This window comes from Nocardia sp. CA-135398 (assembly GCF_050955845.1).
Taxonomy (GTDB): Bacteria; Actinomycetota; Actinomycetes; order Mycobacteriales; family Mycobacteriaceae; genus Nocardia.
Genome location: NZ_CP192084.1, coordinates 3,362,970 through 3,380,886, shown reverse-complemented (window position 1 = coordinate 3,380,886; position 17,917 = coordinate 3,362,970). Strand labels below are relative to the sequence as shown.

Sequence of the window (17,917 nt, the reverse complement as noted above, 5' to 3'; positions counted from 1 at the left end):
TGCGAATCAATCCGAAACCTATTCGGACCAGCGCTCTTCGAGCATCGCCGACACATCCTCGGCGAAATCACCGACCGCGTCGTCCCCGGTGCAGCGCGCATCTTCCGCCAGGGCAGCCCAGCGGTTGATCAGGGCTTCCGAGCGCGGGACGGACAGGCCGTGTTCGCGGGCGGCGGCGATGCGGGTGTGGTCGGCGGGCAGGAACCAGTAGGTGGTGAGCCAGACCCAGATGAGACGGGCTTCCAGGATGCGTTCGGCGAGTACGGCGTCGTCGGCCAGCGCCGGCCAGACACCGACGACCTCGGCGCGCCACGCCTCGACCATTTGCTTGGCGCGCTCGCGGGACAATTCGAAGTCGCAGAGGCAGCCGGGGAAGGACACCAACGCGTAGGCGATGTCGAGGGTGGCGTCACGGTAGCCACCCCATTCGTAGTCGAGGAAGCGCGCGCCCTCTTCGTTGAGGATCACATTGTCCGGGCACAGGTCCGAGGGGCTGAATGCGCGTAAGCGCCCCGCGGAGAACAGGCGATTGCCTCGCACGATCCGCTCGGCGATCTCGCCGGGCACCTCGATGCCGAGTTCGCGCTGCAGCATGCCGGGCACCTCGGAGATGGCGGCCTCGGCCTGTTGCGCGATGCCGTCGACCCGGTGCACCACATCCACCCGGCGCAGCAAAGCGACGAAATCCGCTTCCCGCCCGACGGTGGCCGCATGCATCCGACCCAGCGCCTGCGCGAAGGCCATCAGCGCGTGGCGCGTGGCCGGTTCCGCACCGGATTGCAGCACCTGCGTCATCCGGGAGTTCTCACCGAGATCACTCAGTACGAGCAGCCGGTCCGGGAGACTGTGCGCGATCAGATATGCGCCCGGCCGCTGATCGCGGCTGAGCGCGGTGGTGAATTGATACGACACCGCCTCGCGGAGAAATGCGGAGTCGATGCTGGCGACGCCGGGCGCGAGACCACCCGTCGTGCGGTCCGCCGCGGATCCGCGAACCTGCTTGACGATGAGCGTCCGGGGCAGGGAGTAGGCGTTCTCTGAAACACGCACGCGTAGGACCGTCGTCCTACCACTACCGCTGAGTTCCATCGGATCGCTCAGCTTTACCGGAGCACCCATTCGCTTTGTGAGCAACTGCTGTGCTGCGGACACGACTTCGGCGGCGCGTTCGGCCAATAGTGCGGTCATCGCTAATCAAGCTACTCGCACCGGGTCACTTCTAGCGAGCGGTTACACAACCTTTCCGCGTCGTTCGGCGTGTCTGCGTCAAGGTTGCGGAACGGGCGCTGCTTGCTTGACACCATTGCGGCTGTCCGGTTTTCTCATCGTCAACTGCCGTGCGCCACACCGCAAACCAGTTGCGTCGAAAGGTCTGCAGACAATGTCCGACTCACCGTCGCCCAAGCCGAACCAACCGACTGGCTCGCCCGAACCGGGCGGCGGCGCGCGCGACGAAGGAAGTGGCGAACAGTTCTCCGCCCGTCCTGGTCAACACGAAAGTGCCGATCCGCAACCGACGGAAGCGAGCACCGAACACGGCAGGCACGAGATGGCGGGGCCCGCAGGCTACCCACAGTTCGAGGGTCCCGGCGCGGCGCAGTACGGCAGTGAACCGCTGGAGCCGCCACCACCGGTCGGCGCGCCCGGACAACCGGGACAGCCGAGCTACGGTCCACCGGGAACCGGTCCCGGCTCGGCGCATCCCGCAACGATGCCACCTGGCGCGATACCGCCCGGGGCGGACGCAACGCCTGCCGGTGCGGTCCCGTCGGGCGCGATGCAACCCGGCGTCGAACCGGCTGGCGCGGCAGCACCCGGCCTGGCGAAGCCCGGCACCATGCCGCCCGGTGCCGTACCTCCCGGCGCAATGCCGCCTGGCGCAACACAACCCGGCACCATGCCTCCTCCCGGTACCGTGCCCCCGGGCCCCGAGCCCGGCGCACCGACCTACGGCTATCAATCCGCCCCTGGCGCTCCGACCACCCTCGATGTCGGCAATGCCCTGAGCTACGGCTGGGAGAAGTTCCGCGCGAATTTCGGCCCCTGGTTGGCCATTACCGCGGTCGGCGTGATCGTCTATCTGGCCTTCGTGCTCATCGTCCAGACCGTGCAACCGAATTCGCTGTTCAGTCTGTTGCTGATCTTCCTCGCGGTGATGGTCGCGATCTGGCTGCTGCAGGCGGCCATGATCCGCGGCGCGCTCTATGAAACCGACGGCAACAAACCGACTTTCGCGTCCTATTTCCATTTCGTGAATGCGGGAAATGTCCTCTTGACAGCCCTGCTCGCCTTCGCGCTCACCTGGATCGGCGCGGCACTGTGTTTCGTACCCGGTCTGATCGCCGGATTCCTGTGCATGTTCGCGCTGCACTTCGTCGTCGATCAGGAGCAGGGCCCACTCGACGCGATCAAGTCCAGCGCGACGCTGGTCATCGCCAATATCGGGCAGGCGCTGCTGCTCGCCCTCGCGGTGCTGGTCATCACCTTTGTCGCCACCCTGCTGTGTGGCTTCGGGCTGCTGGTCGCCGGACCGGTGTGCACGATCGCGGTGACCTACGCCTACCGGGCACTCACCGGCGGCACCGTGTCCGTGACCTAGCATCCGGCGCACCAGCGCACCGAAAACCCTGACCCGCAATAGAATTGGCGGTCACTTCGAGGGCAGTGACCGCATCCACCACCACTGCTTGAACCGTGCGATCGGGCCGCCCTCGGTGCCCGCGCGCGGGCGCAGCGCCAGCACGAGCACCCCGGCCGTGACGATGCCCGCCAGGTTCACCGCGAGCTGCCCGACCGACATGAAGGCGATATGCCACTGCCCCAAGGTCGCCGCGACCACCGCGAATCCGGCCGCGGGCACGGTGGTCACCGAGATGAATACTCCGACCAGCGCCGCCGATTTCGCGGTCACCACCGCCAGCATGCCCGCCGCACCCGCCAGCAGCGCGACCACCAGTGAGAACGGCCCGACCTCATAGATGAAGTCGACATTCTGAATGGCTTCCACACCGGTCAAGGTGATCCAGCCGAACTGCTCCCACAGCAAGGTCGCCAACAGCGTGATGACCATCGCCACCGGAAAGGCCACCAGCAGCGCGACCGCCGACTTGCGGGCGAGCTGGAAATCGCGCCGCCACAGCCCAACCGAAAAGGCCGCCAGCGGCCCGAATTCCGGCCCGACCACCATCGCGCCGACGATCGTCACCGACGAGTCGGTTGCGACGCCGACGGCCGCGAGCAGGCAGGCGATGGTGAGGAAGGCGAGGAAGGTCAGGGTAAGCGAGGACTCCTCATGGGTCTGCGCGAGCAGTTCCTCCCACACGACGGCATCGGTCGGATCGCCCGGCGCCTCCTCGATCGCCCGCTCGCCCGCATCGGAGATGACCGTCTCGACGGGGCCGAGCGTGATGCCGCCGGTGTGCTTGATGCCGAGCGTGGTCAGATCGGCGAGCACATCATTGGCGGCCTCCCGCGCGACATCGGCCTGGATCAGATCACCGACGGGCTCGACGGCGACACCGCGCGCCAGCGTCACATGGGTGACGCCAGGGTCGGCACTCAGCACCGCCATCACCTTGTCGGTGAGTTCGGGCGGGCTGATCATGCGCAAGTGCAGCACTGGAACCCCTTGTGGTCAGCATCGATGAAACTGACCCAGAAAGTACCGCTCCAGCCGCGGGCCGCGCTATTCCGAACCGCGAGCCGGGTCGCCCTCGTCCTTCTTCTTCTCGGGCTTGAAGTCCAGACCCGCTTCCTTGCGCTGCTGCGCGGTGATCGGTGCGGGCGCATCGGTCAGCGGGTCCACACCGCCACCGGTCTTCGGGAAGGCGATGACCTCGCGGATCGAATCCACTCCGGCCAGCAGCGCGGTGATCCGGTCCCAGCCGAACGCGATGCCGCCGTGCGGCGGGGCGCCGTAGGAGAAGGCGTCGAGCAGGAAGCCGAACTTCTCCTGCGCCTCGTCATGCCCGATGCCCATCACATCGAAGACGCGCTCCTGCACATCACGGCGATGGATGCGGATGCTGCCGCCGCCGATCTCGTTGCCGTTGCAGACGATGTCGTAGGCGTAGGCCAGGGCCGAGCCCGGATCGGTGTCGAAGGTGTCCAGCGATTCCGGCTTGGGCGAGGTGAACGCGTGGTGCACCGCGGTCCATGCCGAATGACCAAGTGCCACATCGCCACTCGCGGCCGCCTCGGCCGCGGGTTCGAACATCGGCGCATCCACGATCCACACGAACGCCCAGGCGTTCTCATCGATCAGACCGCACTTGCGCGCGATCTCGCCGCGGGCCGCACCGAGCAGCGCGCGCTGCGCCTTGGCCGGACCCGCGGCGAAGAACACACAGTCACCGGGCACCGCGCCGACATGCTTCGCCAGGCCCTCGCGCTCGGATTCGCTGAGGTTCTTGGCGACCGGACCGCCGAGCGTGCCGTCCTCCTGCACCAGCACATACGCCAGCCCCTTGGCGCCGCGCTGCTTGGCCCAGTCCTGCCAGGCGTCGAGCTGACGCCGCGGCTGGCTCGCACCGCCGGGCATCACGACCGCGCCGACATACTCCGCCTGGAACACCCGGAACGGGGTCTCCTTGAAATATTCGGTGCATTCGGTGATCTCGACACCGAAGCGCAGGTCCGGCTTATCGCTACCGAAGCGACGCATCGCCTCCGCGTAGGTCATATGCGGAATCGGGAACGGGATCTCGTAGCCGACCAGCTTCCACAGCTGCTCCAAGATCTCCTCGGCGACCAGGATCACATCCTCCTGGCGCACGAAGCTCATCTCGAGGTCGAGCTGGGTGAATTCGGGCTGGCGGTCGGCGCGGAAGTCCTCGTCGCGATAGCAGCGCGCGATCTGGTAGTACCGCTCGATACCGGCGACCATCAGCAGCTGCTTGAACAGCTGCGGGCTCTGCGGCAATGCGTAGAAGTTGCCCGGCTGCAGTCGCGCGGGCACCAGGAAGTCGCGCGCGCCCTCGGGCGTGGAGCGGGTCATCGTCGGGGTCTCGACCTCGATGAATTCATGACGGGCCAGCACCGTGCGGGCGGCCGCGTTGACCTTCGAGCGCAGCCGGATGGCCTTACCCGGCGCCTCGCGGCGCAGGTCGAGGTAGCGGTACTTCAGGCGGGCCTCGTCACCGGGCTGCTCGTCGAGCTGGAACGGCAGCGGCGCACTCTCGTTGAGCACCTCGAGTTCGGTGACGTTGACCTCGATGGAACCGGTCGGCAGCTCCGGGTTCTCGTTGCCGTCGGGCCGGTGCTCGACCACACCGGTGACGCGCACGCAGAATTCGGCGCGCAACTTGTGCGCCTGCGCCGCTGGCTCGCCCTCACGGAACACCGCCTGCGCCACACCCGACGCATCGCGCAGATCGATGAAGATCACGCCACCGTGGTCACGACGCCGGGCCACCCAGCCGGTGAGGGTGACGGTCTGACCGGCGTGCTCGCTTCGCAGCGAACCAGCCAAGTGGGTGCGCAGCACGGGATTCCTTTCGACGAATGTGACACCGGCAGGGCGATCCGGTGCGGTTGCCATCGTAGTGAGACACATATCCCGAGAGGAAACCGATATCGCCGCCCCGCGTGCGAAGCTGTATCAGCAGGATATGACCGAGGCGTTTGGCACACGAGAAAGCGAAGCAGATGACCTTCAACGAAGGCCTCCAGATCGACCCGGACCGCGCTTCTTCCGGCGGTGGACCCGGGATGGGCGGCAAGCTCGCCCTCGGCGGCGGCGCCGGTGGTCTCATCCTGCTGGTAATCGGTCTGCTGCTCGGCGGGGATCCCAGTTCGCTGCTCGGGCAGTTGAACGGCAGCGAGAGCAGCACGGTGCAGCCCGGCACCGCGGGCACACCCGCGCACTGCAAGACCGGTGCGGACGCCAACAAGTACGTCGACTGCCGGGTGGTGCTCACCGCACAGAGCCTCGACGCGGTCTGGGCGGCACAGCTGCCCCAGCAGACCGGCAAGAAGTATTCGAAGCCGAAACTGGTCCTGTTCTCCGGCTCGGTCTCGACCGGATGCGGCAATGCGACCAGCGCGGTCGGTCCGTTCTACTGCCCCGCCGACCGGACCGCCTACTTCGACACCGCCTTCTTCCAGGAACTGGTCGACCGCTTCGGTTCCAGCGGTGGCCCGCTCGCCCAGGAGTACGTGGTGGCACACGAGGTCGGCCACCACATCCAGAATCTGCTCGGCGATATCGGTCGGGCCCAACAGGATCCGCGCGGCGCGGAATCCGGGGCGGTGCGCACCGAACTCCAGGCCGACTGCTATGCCGGCATCTGGGCCCACTTCGCCGACAAGCAGCCCGCCCCCGGCGCCAACCAGCCCTTCCTGAAAACCCTGTCCGACAACGATATCCGTGACGCCCTCTCCGCCGCGTCCGCCGTCGGCGACGACCGAATCCAGCGCGCCGCCCAAGGGCGCGTCAACCCGGAGGCCTGGACGCACGGTTCCTCGGACCAACGCCAGAAATGGTTCCTCACCGGCTACAAGACCGGTCAGGTCCAAGCATGCGACACATACTCGGCCGCGGACCTGAACAACCCGTCGGCATTGCGCTGATCGCCAGGCAATGATCAATAATCGACGCCAGTTGGTCTGCGGCACAGGGTAGATAGGGATTTCATGCGGAAAACAAAGTCGGCACTGTTGCTTATCGCCGTGGCACTCGCGGGTGGCTGGGGCGTCGCCTCGGCGCAACCGGCCGCCGAGGCACCACAACCGCCCGCCCCGGCGCTGCTGACACTCACCACCATCCCGAGCGGTTGGTCCGAGCGCGTCGACCTGCGCCCGCTGCTGCAGGTCTACGCCGACGGCCACGCGGTGGAACAGCCGGATGCGGCATCCACCACCCGCGCCGCCGATACCCCGCCGCAGCGACTCACCGGCACTATCCCCAGCGACGTCCTGAATTCCGCACTGGCGGAAACCAAATCACTCGCCGCGCTCGACCTCGGCATGCCCGGTGCCACCGACCAGGGCACCCAGATCATCGATCTCATGCAGACCCCGCCCGACCAGGATGTCCATCTGCTCATGTACGCCCCTGATGCGACCGAGAACCTCACGCCCGAGCAACAAGCCAACCGCAAACGCTTCACCGATCTCTACCGCAAACTTCTCGACGCTTTCACCCGAGACCACTGAACCGGGTTTCGATTTCGGCAGCGATTGCCGTTCACGCACTTCGACAGCACCCAGACCCGCTCGCGCGCAAACGGTGCTCTCGGCTACCGAATGCGGAGATAGTTCCGACACGGTACGCAACCACGAGGAACGTTGTGCGCCTGCGGTATTCGCCTGGGTGTGGGTAGCGCCAGGGCGTATACAGCAGAGTGCCCCCGCTAGAAACCGAGCGGGGGCACTGGAGCTCTGCTGTGGACTAGAACTGGTCCTGTTCGTAGTCCGAGCTGACCAATTCATCCGGGTGCGTCGCGCCGATGACGTCCGGGGTGGACTCACCGAGAGGCCCGGTGAGGTCGTTGTCGCCGGTGCGGCTGTGGTACGGGTCCACATTGCGCGAGTGCTCGTCGTCACCGCCGCCGCGTTGGCCGGTGGCACCGGGGCTGCCGCCCATGAAGGAGTTCCCGGTGCTCGCCGCGCCGGTCGAGGTACCCGTACCCAAGGATTGGCCGGACAGGCCCGCGACCCGACTGATGGGCGATACGGAGCTGCCGGGCGTTCCGGCCACCTTCTGCGTCGACGGCGAGCCCGAGGTGCTCGGCGAACCGGAATGGCTGCCGATGCCGATGCCCGAGCCCCCTGAGGTGGTGTGCCCGCTGTTGAACGACGCCGCCGTGGTGGACGTGCTCGGCGAACCGGAGGTGCTGGAACCGTCCAACAGGCTGGCGGCATTGGTCGACGCATCCTGCGCGACCGACTGCGCCTGCTCCATGATCGGCTCACCGATGTTCTGCATGACCGCCTGCGCGACCTCCTGCGGCGCGGGCAGACCACTGGTCCCGAGCAACTGATTCACGATACCGGTCAGCTCGGCCGTCTTCCCGGCAAGATCACCGCGGGTGGCATTGGCGACCGCGACGGCCGACCCCAGATGTTCGGTCGCGGTCGCGATGAGCGCGGCCTGACCGGGCGGGGTCAGCGCCACCGGCACGAGTGCGGTTGCCTGCGTGGCGAATTCGCTCGCGATGCCCAGCAGCTGCGCATTGCCCTGCTGCACCACAGCGGCGGCGCGCTGGGTGAGTGCGGAGATATCGATACCGCGCTGACTGGTGTCCTGTCCCTGGGTCTGCGCGGTCTGGCTCGCGGCCTGCGCCTCCCGGGAGGACTGGCCCTGCCACAGCTGCTCGACGGTCTGCAGACCACCCTTGCCGACCGATACAGCGGCATCGATGATCTTGGACGACTGACTGAGAATCGCGGTCGGGTCGAAGGCTCCGATGACACCGGTGCCGAAGCTGTTGAGCAGCTCGAGAATCGGCTGGAACAGCGTGTCGATGCCGGGGATTCCGGGAATCGACAGCCCCTGCATCAGCGCCGCGGCCGGATCGGACGGAATATTCGTTGCGGCCGCGGCGGCACCCTGATTGCCCGAGCCGCCGAGCGCACTGTTCACCGCACTCTGCGCCTGCTGCGCCGCGCTCTGCGCCGCCTGCACCACCGGAGCGGCCGCATGGCTGATCGCGGTCTGTGCATCGGTAAGCGCCTGCGATACATCGGTCGGCACCGCGCCGGACAGAATCGCGCTCGCGTCCGGCGTCGAATTGCCGTTGAGCCCAGGCATGCCCGAGGGAATGGTCCCCAGCTGCGGCGATTCCTCGGTGATCTTGCGCGCCAGTACGAATTCGGGCGCCTCGATCGGCGGCAGATCCGCGGGCAACTGCGGCAGCGACAGATGACTCAACCCCTGCGACGCGTTCTGCAGTGCGTCGACCGCGGTGTTCTGCGTCGCGATCACCGCCTCTTCGATGGCCACGCTCTGCTGATCGGGTGCGATCACGCCGGTATCCATCGGCTTCATACCCCGCCCCCGACCTGGTCGGTGATCGCGCTCAGCACGCCCGCGTTGCCGGAGTCGGTGGTGTCGAAGGCAGCGGCCGCCGTGAACGCGGACTTCGAGAGCTTGTCGTATTTGGCCGACAGATCATTGATGTCCTTGGCCTGCAATACCTGTGCCGCCGCGAACGCCAACAGATAGTCGGCGCCGATCAGACCGAATACCGGCGTGAGCGCGGCAACATTCTGTACCGCATCGAAATTGCCCGCTCCCGCGATCTCACCAGCGACTCCGGCATTCGTCACCGCGAACGCTCGGACCGCATCGGTCTCCACCGAGAGATCAGCCATCGAGTTACACCCCCCAAAATCGTCGTGAACTGCAGTTCAGTGTCCATAGCGTCGATCAACATCTACTCCCTGCCCGCACCGGCAGCTCGGCTGCGATCGGGCCCCTGCGCAGCTGCGAGTCGGTACCGGCGCCGCTGCGGTTGCGCTCAATATAGCCGACCCCACCGGCAAGTTTCGAGCCAAGCGCGGGCCGCGAAAGGAACTGGAACAGGTTGCAATTTAGAACAGGTTCTATATTCTCGATCGCATGAAGGTCGCAGTGACCGGCGCAGCCGGCTACCTTGGCACGAATCTGCTCAGCCTGCTGGTCGAACGAGGACACGAGGTCACAGCAATCGATCGCATCGTTCCGGAGCAGCGGACCGATCCCAACGTCACCTGGGTATCCGGCAACGTGCTCGACCCGGAATCCATGCGCACCGCGCTCGCGGGCGCGGAGATCGTCTACCACCTCGTCGCCGTGATCACCCTGGCCGAGCAGCACGACCTCGCATGGAAGGTCAATACCGAGGGCGTGCGCGTCGTCGCCGAGGCGGCACTGGATCTGGGCGTGCGCCGCATGGTGCACGCGAGTTCCATCCACGCCTTCAACCAGTACACCTGCGGCGGCCGCATCGACGAGACCTCGGTGCGTTCGACCGATCCCAGCCTGCCCGTATACGACCGCTCCAAATGGGCGGGCGAGATCGAACTGCGCAAGGTGATCGAGCAGGGCCTGGACGCGGTGATCTGCAATCCGACCGGCGTCTTCGGCCCGCTCGACTACAGCACCCCGCTGTCCAGGATCAACCGCACCCTCAAGGACGCGGCCCGCGGCCGGGTGCCCGCGATGATCGGCGGCGGATTCGACCTCGTCGACGTCCGCGATGTCGCGAAGGGTCTGATCCTGGCCGGCGAGCGAGGCCGGACCGGCGAGAACTACCTGCTCGGCGGTTCGATGATTTCCATGCTCGACCTGTGTCGCACCGCGGCGGAATGCGGCGGCAAGAAGGGCCCGAAGTTCTCGATCTCACCCAAGGTCGTCAACGGCTTGATTCCGGTGCTCGAACCGATCGGCAAGCTGTTCAGGACCGACATCGTGTCGAAGGCCGCACTCGGCGCGCTGGTCTCCGCCCCGATCGTCGACCACGGCAAGGCGGAGCGCGAAATCGGTTATCAGCCAAGGCCCATCGAGCAGACCGTGCGCGATCTGGTCACCTTCTTCACCGATCCCAAGCAGCTCACCACCACCGACGCCCGACAGATTGCTTGACAGCTCTTAGAACACATGTTCGACTGATGGGGTGCGGTGGCAAAGCCAAACCCTGGATGCCGACGACGGCGCCCTGCCCGGTCTCGGCCGGGCGGGTTTCGTGCGCACCGTGCAGACCCCCGAATTCGAGGGCATCACGTTCCACGAGGTGTTGTGCAAAAGCGCGCTGAACAAGATGCCGGAGGCGTCGAATCTGCCGTTCCATTGGACGATCAATCCGATGCGCGGCTGTTCACACGCCTGCCGGTACTGTTTCGCGCGACCCACCCACGAGTATCTGGATCTGGACGCTGGCCGGGATTTCGATTCACAGATCGTGGTGAAGACCAATATCGCCGCGGTGCTGCGCAAGGAACTCGCCCGGCGGTCCTGGCAGCACGAACCGGTCGCGCTGGGCACCAATACCGATCCGTACCAACGGGCCGAGGGCCGATATCGGTTGATGCCCGGGATCATTCGTGCGCTGACCGATTCCGGCACACCGTTCTCCATTCTCACCAAGGGCACGCTGCTGCGCCGGGATCTGCCGCTGCTCACGGCCGCGGCGCGCCAGGTCCGGGTGAGCATCGCCGTCTCCATCGCGATCCTGGATATGGATCTGCACCGCAGCCTGGAATCCGGCACTCCATCACCCAAGGCCCGGTTGGAAATGGTGCGGGCACTGGCCGATGCCGGGTTCGAGGTGAATGTCATGGTCGCGCCGGTGATTCCGTATCTCACCGACAGCCGCGCCCACCTGGACGCACTATTCGGTGCGATTGCCGAGGCCGGAGCGGTATCGGTGGTCGCATTCCCGATGCATCTGCGCGGCGCCACCCGGGGCTGGTTTCTGAGCTGGCTGGCCGAGACACATCCCGCCCTGGTGCGCCGCTATCGCCAGCTCTACGGCCGCGGCGCCTATGTGACGCCGGAATACGCGTCCTGGCTACGCGAGCGGGTGCAGCCACTGCTCCAGCGACACGGCCTCCTCCGCGAGCACACCCCGGAACCTGAGACACCACCCTCGACGCCGCCGACCAACGACACGCAGCTGGCGCTCTTCGCGTAAAGCATTTCACAAGCAATTCCCGCACACGGCGGAGTAGGTTGGCCAATGGCACCTCCCATCGGACGAGGAAGTGAAGCAGGCATATGGTTTCCGACCAAAGTGATGTCGGCACAGCGAAATTGGAAAAGGTCGTAATTCGGTTCGCCGGGGACTCCGGTGATGGAATGCAGCTCACCGGTGATCGCTTCACACACGAGGCGGCCGCATTCGGCAACGACCTCGCCACCCAGCCCAACTTCCCGGCCGAAATCCGGGCGCCACAGGGCACGCTGCCCGGCGTCTCGTCCTTCCAGATCCAGATCGCCGACTATGACATCTTGACCGCGGGCGACCAGCCCGACGTGCTGGTCGCGATGAATCCGGCCGCGCTGAAGTCCAATCTGGAGGATCTGCCGCGCGGTGCCACCCTCATCGTGAACACCGATGAATTCACCAAACGCAATCTCGGCAAGGTCGGCTACAGCACCGATCCGCTCGACGACGACACGCTGAGCGATTTCGTGGTCCACCGCGTGCCGATGACCTCGCTCACCCTCGGCGCGACCGAGCCCACCGGTGTCGGCAAGAAGGACGCTCAGCGCGCGAAGAATATGTTCGCCCTCGGCCTGCTGTCCTGGATGTACGGACGTCCGATCGGTGGCACCGAACGATTCCTGCGCGAGAAATTCGCCGCGAAACCGGATATCGCCGAGGCGAATCTGCTCGCCTTCCGCGCGGGCTGGAACTACGGCGAGACCACCGAAAGCTTCGCAACCACCTTCGAGGTGGCCCCGGCCAAGCTGCCGCCGGGAACCTACCGCCAGATAACCGGCAATACCGCGCTCGCCTACGGCCTCGTCACCGCCGGGCAATTGTCCGGGTTGCCGGTATTTCTCGGCACCTATCCGATCACGCCCGCCTCGGACATCCTGCACGAACTCAGTAAGCACAAGAACTTCGGCGTCACCACCTTCCAGGCCGAAGACGAGATCGCGGGCATCGGCGCGGCCCTCGGCGCTTCGCTCGGCGGCGCTCTCGGGGTGACGAGTACCTCCGGTCCGGGGCTGGCGCTCAAGAGCGAAACCATCGGACTCGCGGTAATGACGGAACTGCCGCTGGTGATCGTCGACGTGCAGCGCGGCGGTCCGTCCACCGGACTGCCGACCAAGACCGAGCAGGCCGATCTACTGCAGGCGCTCTACGGCCGCAACGGGGAGTCGCCGGTCGCCGTGCTCGCGCCGCGCTCCCCCGCGGACTGCTTCGCCACCGCGGTGGAAGCGGCGCGGATCGCCCTCACCTATCGCACGCCGGTGCTGTTGCTTTCCGACGGCTCGATCGCCAATGGCTCTGAGCCATGGTCGATTCCGCGGGTCACCGAGTTGGAGCAGATCGATCCACGCTTCGAACCCGAGGCCGAGGAGGGCACACCGTTCCAGCCCTATTCCCGTGATCCGGACACCCTCGCCAGGCCGCTCGCGGTGCCGGGCACCGCCGGTCGCGCACATCGGATCGGTGGTCTGGAGAAGGCCGACGGCAGCGGCAATATCTCCTATGAGCCAGGCAATCACGAACTGATGGTTCGCCTGCGGCAGGCCAAGATCGATGGCATCACCGTTCCCGATCTCGAGGTCGACGATCCGGACGGGCGGGCCGAACTGCTGCTGATCGGTTGGGGCAGTTCCTTCGGCCCGATCGGTGAGGCGTGTCGGCGCGCCCGCCGCCGCGGTGTCCCGGTCGCGCAGGCGCATCTGCGATATCTGAATCCATTGCCCGCCAACCTCGGTGCCGTACTGCGCGGCTATCGGACGGTGGTCGCGCCGGAAATGAACGGCGGCCAACTGGCCATGCTGCTGCGGGCGAAGTATCTGGTGGATGTGCAACCGTGGACGAAGATCGCGGGAACCGCATTCTCCGCACAGGAACTCGTCGGGGTGATCGACGCGGCACTGGACGGATCGATCGAGGATATGGAACACGATAAGGCCTTCGCGGCACGGTCCCGGGCCACGTACTCGACTGGGGGTAACTGATGACCATCGTCGAAACCTCGCTCGTCGGAACCGATCTGGGTCTCACCGGTCTGTCCGGAGTGCCGTCCGCGGACGGGCCGCAGAAGGTCAAGGACTTCACCTCGGACCAGGAGGTGCGCTGGTGCCCCGGCTGCGGTGACTACGTGATCCTGGCGACCGTGCGCGGCTTCCTGGCCGAACTCGGATTGCGCAGGGAGAACCTGATGTTCGTCTCCGGGATCGGCTGCTCGAGCCGGTTCCCGTACTACCTCGAGGCCTACGGCATCCACTCCATCCATGGTCGCGCGCCCGCCATCGCGACCGGGCTCGCGGTGACCCGGCCGGATCTGTCGGTGTGGGTGGTGACCGGTGACGGTGACGCACTGTCGATCGGCGGCAACCACCTGATCCATGCCCTGCGTCGCAATGTGAATATGACGATCCTGCTGTTCAACAATCGGATCTACGGACTCACCAAGGGCCAGTACTCGCCGACCTCGGAAGAGGGCAAGATCACCAAGTCGACGCCGATGGGCTCGGTCGACCACCCCTTCAACACGCTCTCGGTCGCACTCGGCGCGGAAGCCAGCTTCGCCGCGCGCGCACTGGATTCCGACCGGGCAGGTCTCACCGAGGTGCTGCGAGCCGCGGCCGAACATCGCGGGACCTCGTTCGTGGAGATTCTGCAGGACTGCCCGATCTTCAACGACGGTTCCTTCGATGTGCTGCGCAAGGGCGATGCCGAATCCCGCCTCATCCCGCTGCGGCACGGTCGGCCGATCCGTTTCGGCACCGATGGCGAATTCGCCGTGGTGCGTGCCGGTTTCGGACTGGCGGTGGTGCGCGCCGACGAGGTCGACGAGTCCGAGATCATCGTGCACGACGCCTACTCGGACAATCCGGAGTACGCCTACGCGCTCTCCCGCCTGTCCGACCAGGACCTCGGCCACGTGGTCACCGGCATCTTCCGCAATGTCACCCGGCCCACCTATGACGATGCGGTCCGCACCCAAACCGCCATCGCGCGGGAACGCAAACCGGTACAAGAGGATTCGCTGCAATCGCTGCTCAACGGTTCGGAAACCTGGACCATCAGCTAGGCAGCCCGAGCCGATCGGCGAGCGTGCCGAGGATGCGATGCAGGTCGGCACGCTCGGCTGCGGTGAGGTCCGCGGTGGTCTCGGCGTCGATCGACTGCGCGGCGTCGAGGCATTTGCGCAGTAGTGTGCGGCCGTGCGAGGTCAGACTCAGGTTCTGACGGCGGCGATCCTCGGGATCCCGTAACCGTTCGATGGCGCCGAGGGATTCCAGGTGATCGGCCAGCGCGACGACCAGACTCGGCGCGACGCGAAGTATCTGTGCAATCTCCATCTGTGATGTCGGGCCATTGCTCGCCAACACATTCAGCATCCCGGCATGCTTCGGCTTGAGCCCGAGCCTCGACACATCAGCACTGAAGCGGTCGGTCAGGAACGCACCCAGCAGGCCCAGCCGGAAGGTGGCAGTCTCCGGCAGCTTTTCCGCCTTGACGTTCTTCATGGCCAGCATAATACTGTCCCTAAACCATTCAGAGTGTGAACGATTTAGGGAGTGAAAGATGCAGGACCAGAAGCTCACCAGGTCGGCGATCATTGTCAATGCGGTCGGCGCGGGTGTCGCCGTGGCATTCAGTGTCGCGGCTCTTGTCGATCCGACCCTCGCGATATCCGGGAGCGCGGACTCGCCCGGCATCGATCTGTATGCCCAGGCCTACGCGGCCCGCGCGATCCCGCTGGGTGCCGCGCTGCTGTTCAGCCTGGCCAGCCGACGCAAGCGGGCTCTCCTACCGTTGCTCACCGTGTCGGGCGTGGTACAGCTCGGTGACGTCGCCATCGGCACCACGCAGGGAGTTCCGGGCATGATGGTCGGCGGCAGCGTACTCGCGCTGATTCATTTCGCCACCGCGGGTCAGTTGGCGCTCGGCAGAAATCGCTCCGCCGCGGCCGCAGCCTGAGCTACGACTTCGGGCATGAGTCAGACGTGCTTGGCGAAGCCGAGGTCGATGACGGCGTCGCGTTCCTGCTCGAGTTCGGCGACACTGGCGTCGATGCGGGCGCGTGAGAATTCATCGAGCTCCAGACCCTGGACGATCGAGTATTCGCCGTCCGCGCAGGTGACGGGGAACGACGTGATGAGGCCTTCGGGAATGCCGTAGGAGCCGTCGGAGGGCACGGCCATGGAGGTCCAGTCATCGGCATGAGTACCGAGCGACCAGTCGTGAATGTGGTCGATGGCGGCGCTGGCCGCGCTGGCGGCCGAGGACGCACCGCGGGCCTGGATGATGGCGGTGCCACGCTGCTGAACGGTGGGGATGAAGTCCTCGCTCACCCAGGTCTGGTCAACTAGGTCGAGGGCGGCCCGGCCCGCGATGGTGGCGTGGGCGATATCCGGATACTGGGTCGCGGAGTGGTTGCCCCAGATGGCGACACGGGCGATATCGGCGGCGGGCGCGCCGGTCTTCTTGGCCAGCTGCGCGATGGCGCGGTTGTGGTCGAGGCGGGTCATCGCGGTGAAACGCTCGGCCGGGACGTCCGGGGCATTGCACATGGTGATGAAGGCGTTGGTATTGGCCGGATTTCCGACCACGAGCACCTTGACGTCGTCGGCGGCACTCGCGTTGATCGCTTGGCCCTGTTCGGTGAAGATCGGGCCGTTGGCGGCCAGCAGATCCGAGCGCTCCATCCCCGCGGTGCGCGGCCGCGCGCCGACCAGCAGCGCGACATTCGCGCCCGCGAACCCGACCCACGGATCGTCACTGATATCGATGGACTCGAGCAGCGGAAACGCACCGTCCTCGAGCTCCATCGCCACCCCCTCCAGCGCCGCCACCGCCGCCGGAATCTCCAACAACCGCAGCCGCACCGGCGTCTCGAACCCCAGCAGCGCGCCGGACGCGATCCGGAACAGCAGGCCGTAGGCGATCTGCCCCGCACCTCCGGTCACGGCGACGGTCACGGGCGCGGTCCGAGCAGCGGTGCTCAAGAGAAACTCCTTGCGATAGACGGACACTCGATCCCCACCCTAACGACTCTCACCTCCGCCGAAGCCCAGTGGTGAGCTACGCGACAATCAGCCCGTCACACCCATCCAGCCGCCCCATCTGACCACAAAGCGCCGCGTCGACGACGTGCCCTCCGGACGCCGGATCAATGCTCAAACCTGCCCGGTCGACGCCCCCGTCCCGGCCACTCGATCAACGAACCCGGTACTCGCGGCCCCTGGCCAACGGCCCGTCCCGGAACAGTTCGAGCGACCCCACGTCGGGCTGGCCCGACCGCGGCACCGCGCCGAGCCGCCCAACTCGGTGCCGTACGCCTTCTCGGAATACGCGCTCACCAACGGCACCCACAACGGGGCGAACCGAGGTGCGGCGCTCAGCGCAGCGACCCCACGTCGGGCTGGCCGACCGCAGCAACGCGCCGAGCCGTCCATCCAGGTGCTGTACGCCTTCTCGGAATACACGCTCACCGACGGCACCCACAACGGGGCGAACCGAGGTGCAGCGCTCAGCGCGTCGCGCATGGCATGCAAACTCGCATCGCAGGCCAATTCGCTTGTCGCGCAACTCGACTCGCGCTTCAACACAACGCCGCGACTTCCTGGTCGGTCAGGACGATGGGCGAAACGTAGTCCTTCACCCGGGCCAGCCGGACAGCCCGGTACAAGGGCCGCTCCTCCAGACCGGCGTCTCGTGCCTCGGCGCGCAGTTGGTGGACGAGCATGGTCGAAACCGCTACGGCGGCGGCGAGTTCACTGGCGGCCAGGGCGTCGGCCAGCTTGCGGAGACCGAGCAGGTGGAGTTCGCGGCCGCTGCCCGCATCGGTGTACATCGCGAGCGGGACGACCTGAGAGTCGGCGCCCGCGGTCACCCGCAGGACGATGCGGCTCAAACGGGCCGGGAAGACGAGGATTTCGACGCCGTTGGCGGCCGCGATATCGACCCGGCGCTCGCCGATCACCCGTCGCGCGTGAATCGTGGTTCCGGCCAACCACATCCGTCGCCGACGCAGTGCCACGGCGTAGCCGACGGTGGGTGCACCGACGACGACACCGATCGCGATCGCGATCGACCACGGCAACAGCAGCGCAGCGAGCAGGGCGGCGCCGATGCCGACCCCTAGCGCGGCGAGGGCGAGCCGCCGCAGCATGGGTGCGTAGGTTTCTGGTGCGACGAGATCGAGTCCGACTGCCGGATCCGGTTGGGCTGCACCGGGATTCGTGGGTTCTACCGGCACGGCTGCCCGTTCCTCGTGATGCGGGTGTACCCCGGCACCG

The 17,917-nt window shown here is 66.4% G+C and carries 16 protein-coding genes; 8 read left to right on the top strand and 8 right to left on the bottom strand.

What is annotated here, in order from left to right; all coding sequences use genetic code 11:
• Nucleotides 1-18: 18 nt before the first annotated feature.
• A complete protein-coding gene (locus ACQP1T_RS14955; RefSeq protein WP_433760804.1) occupies nucleotides 19-1,188 on the bottom strand; it encodes a phosphotransferase family protein in 1,170 nt (389 codons plus the stop codon).
• 193 nt (nucleotides 1,189-1,381) lie between these two features.
• On the opposite strand from ACQP1T_RS14955, the gene ACQP1T_RS14950 reads away from it, so the two are divergent.
• On the top strand, nucleotides 1,382-2,599 hold the full coding sequence (locus tag ACQP1T_RS14950; RefSeq protein ID WP_433760802.1) for a hypothetical protein: 1,218 nt from the start codon (nucleotides 1,382-1,384) through the stop codon (nucleotides 2,597-2,599).
• Between the two features lie 51 nt (nucleotides 2,600-2,650).
• Here the strand turns inward: ACQP1T_RS14950 and ACQP1T_RS14945 are convergent, their stop codons facing one another.
• Both ACQP1T_RS14945 and aspS read right to left on the bottom strand, forming a co-directional pair.
• A complete protein-coding gene (locus tag ACQP1T_RS14945; RefSeq protein ID WP_433760800.1) occupies nucleotides 2,651-3,619 on the bottom strand; it encodes a DUF389 domain-containing protein in 969 nt (322 codons plus the stop codon).
• A gap of 66 nt (nucleotides 3,620-3,685) precedes the next feature.
• Entirely contained in the window at nucleotides 3,686-5,485 is a 1,800-nt protein-coding gene (aspS, locus tag ACQP1T_RS14940; RefSeq protein WP_433760799.1) for an aspartate--tRNA ligase, read from the bottom strand.
• 161 nt (nucleotides 5,486-5,646) lie between these two features.
• On the opposite strand from aspS, the gene ypfJ reads away from it, so the two are divergent.
• Both ypfJ and ACQP1T_RS14930 read left to right on the top strand, forming a co-directional pair.
• A complete protein-coding gene (ypfJ, locus tag ACQP1T_RS14935; RefSeq protein WP_433760797.1) occupies nucleotides 5,647-6,570 on the top strand; it encodes a KPN_02809 family neutral zinc metallopeptidase in 924 nt (307 codons plus the stop codon).
• Between the two features lie 63 nt (nucleotides 6,571-6,633).
• On the top strand, nucleotides 6,634-7,155 hold the full coding sequence (locus ACQP1T_RS14930) for a hypothetical protein (protein WP_433760795.1): 522 nt from the start codon (nucleotides 6,634-6,636) through the stop codon (nucleotides 7,153-7,155).
• 235 nt (nucleotides 7,156-7,390) lie between these two features.
• Here ACQP1T_RS14930 and ACQP1T_RS14925 read toward each other — a convergent pair whose 3' ends face one another.
• Both ACQP1T_RS14925 and ACQP1T_RS14920 read right to left on the bottom strand, forming a co-directional pair.
• Nucleotides 7,391-8,989: a hypothetical protein gene (locus ACQP1T_RS14925; RefSeq protein WP_433760793.1), complete on the bottom strand. Its 1,599-nt coding sequence runs from the start codon at nucleotides 8,987-8,989 to the stop codon at nucleotides 7,391-7,393.
• Nucleotides 8,986-9,315: a type VII secretion target gene (locus ACQP1T_RS14920; protein WP_433760791.1), complete on the bottom strand. Its 330-nt coding sequence runs from the start codon at nucleotides 9,313-9,315 to the stop codon at nucleotides 8,986-8,988. Before ACQP1T_RS14920 ends, ACQP1T_RS14925 begins: the two co-directional genes overlap by 4 nt.
• A 247-nt stretch (nucleotides 9,316-9,562) precedes the next feature.
• On the opposite strand from ACQP1T_RS14920, the gene ACQP1T_RS14915 reads away from it, so the two are divergent.
• The 4 genes from ACQP1T_RS14915 (at nucleotide 9,563) to ACQP1T_RS14900 (ending at nucleotide 14,703) form a co-directional block, all read left to right on the top strand.
• On the top strand, nucleotides 9,563-10,567 hold the full coding sequence (locus ACQP1T_RS14915) for an NAD-dependent epimerase/dehydratase family protein (protein ID WP_433760789.1): 1,005 nt from the start codon (nucleotides 9,563-9,565) through the stop codon (nucleotides 10,565-10,567).
• A gap of 31 nt (nucleotides 10,568-10,598) precedes the next feature.
• Nucleotides 10,599-11,615 carry an Rv2578c family radical SAM protein gene (locus tag ACQP1T_RS14910; RefSeq protein WP_433760788.1) on the top strand — a complete coding sequence of 339 codons (1,017 nt, stop codon included), beginning with the start codon at nucleotides 10,599-10,601 and terminating at the stop codon, nucleotides 11,613-11,615.
• A gap of 83 nt (nucleotides 11,616-11,698) precedes the next feature.
• A complete protein-coding gene (locus tag ACQP1T_RS14905; RefSeq protein WP_433760786.1) occupies nucleotides 11,699-13,624 on the top strand; it encodes a 2-oxoacid:acceptor oxidoreductase subunit alpha in 1,926 nt (641 codons plus the stop codon).
• Nucleotides 13,624-14,703, top strand: coding sequence for a 2-oxoacid:ferredoxin oxidoreductase subunit beta (locus ACQP1T_RS14900; RefSeq protein ID WP_433760785.1), 1,080 nt, complete (start codon nucleotides 13,624-13,626; stop codon nucleotides 14,701-14,703). Before ACQP1T_RS14905 ends, ACQP1T_RS14900 begins: the two co-directional genes overlap by 1 nt.
• On the opposite strand, the gene ACQP1T_RS14895 is transcribed toward ACQP1T_RS14900, so the two are convergent.
• Nucleotides 14,696-15,142: a MarR family winged helix-turn-helix transcriptional regulator gene (locus ACQP1T_RS14895; RefSeq protein WP_433760784.1), complete on the bottom strand. Its 447-nt coding sequence runs from the start codon at nucleotides 15,140-15,142 to the stop codon at nucleotides 14,696-14,698. The two genes, ACQP1T_RS14900 and ACQP1T_RS14895, sit on opposite strands and share 8 nt — an antisense overlap.
• Nucleotides 15,143-15,200: 58 nt before the next feature.
• Here ACQP1T_RS14895 and ACQP1T_RS14890 point away from each other — a divergent pair, with 58 nt between their 5' ends.
• Nucleotides 15,201-15,596: a hypothetical protein gene (locus ACQP1T_RS14890; RefSeq protein WP_433760783.1), complete on the top strand. Its 396-nt coding sequence runs from the start codon at nucleotides 15,201-15,203 to the stop codon at nucleotides 15,594-15,596.
• A gap of 20 nt (nucleotides 15,597-15,616) precedes the next feature.
• On the opposite strand, the gene ACQP1T_RS14885 is transcribed toward ACQP1T_RS14890, so the two are convergent.
• Together ACQP1T_RS14885 and ACQP1T_RS14880 are read right to left on the bottom strand one after the other, a co-directional pair.
• Nucleotides 15,617-16,624, bottom strand: coding sequence for a malate dehydrogenase (locus ACQP1T_RS14885; protein WP_433760782.1), 1,008 nt, complete (start codon nucleotides 16,622-16,624; stop codon nucleotides 15,617-15,619).
• Between the two features lie 596 nt (nucleotides 16,625-17,220).
• A complete protein-coding gene (locus ACQP1T_RS14880) occupies nucleotides 17,221-17,877 on the bottom strand; it encodes a hypothetical protein (RefSeq protein ID WP_433760781.1) in 657 nt (218 codons plus the stop codon).
• Nucleotides 17,878-17,917 lie beyond the last annotated feature (40 nt).

Bases quoted from the DNA above. Each gene is read 5' to 3' on its own strand.
- ypfJ (WP_433760797.1), top strand. From the start codon at position 5,647: ATGACCTTCAACGAAGGCCTCCAGATCGACCCGGACCGCGCTTCTTCC.
- ACQP1T_RS14925 (WP_433760793.1), bottom strand. From the start codon at position 8,989: ATGAAGCCGATGGATACCGGCGTGATCGCACCCGATCAGCAGAGCGTG.
- ACQP1T_RS14895 (WP_433760784.1), bottom strand. From the start codon at position 15,142: ATGAAGAACGTCAAGGCGGAAAAGCTGCCGGAGACTGCCACCTTCCGG.
- ACQP1T_RS14930 (WP_433760795.1), top strand. From the start codon at position 6,634: ATGCGGAAAACAAAGTCGGCACTGTTGCTTATCGCCGTGGCACTCGCG.
- ACQP1T_RS14915 (WP_433760789.1), top strand. From the start codon at position 9,563: ATGAAGGTCGCAGTGACCGGCGCAGCCGGCTACCTTGGCACGAATCTG.
- ACQP1T_RS14905 (WP_433760786.1), top strand. From the start codon at position 11,699: ATGGTTTCCGACCAAAGTGATGTCGGCACAGCGAAATTGGAAAAGGTC.
- ACQP1T_RS14950 (WP_433760802.1), top strand. From the start codon at position 1,382: ATGTCCGACTCACCGTCGCCCAAGCCGAACCAACCGACTGGCTCGCCC.
- ACQP1T_RS14900 (WP_433760785.1), top strand. From the start codon at position 13,624: ATGACCATCGTCGAAACCTCGCTCGTCGGAACCGATCTGGGTCTCACC.
- ACQP1T_RS14920 (WP_433760791.1), bottom strand. From the start codon at position 9,315: ATGGCTGATCTCTCGGTGGAGACCGATGCGGTCCGAGCGTTCGCGGTG.
- ACQP1T_RS14890 (WP_433760783.1), top strand. From the start codon at position 15,201: ATGCAGGACCAGAAGCTCACCAGGTCGGCGATCATTGTCAATGCGGTC.
- ACQP1T_RS14955 (WP_433760804.1), bottom strand. From the start codon at position 1,188: ATGACCGCACTATTGGCCGAACGCGCCGCCGAAGTCGTGTCCGCAGCA.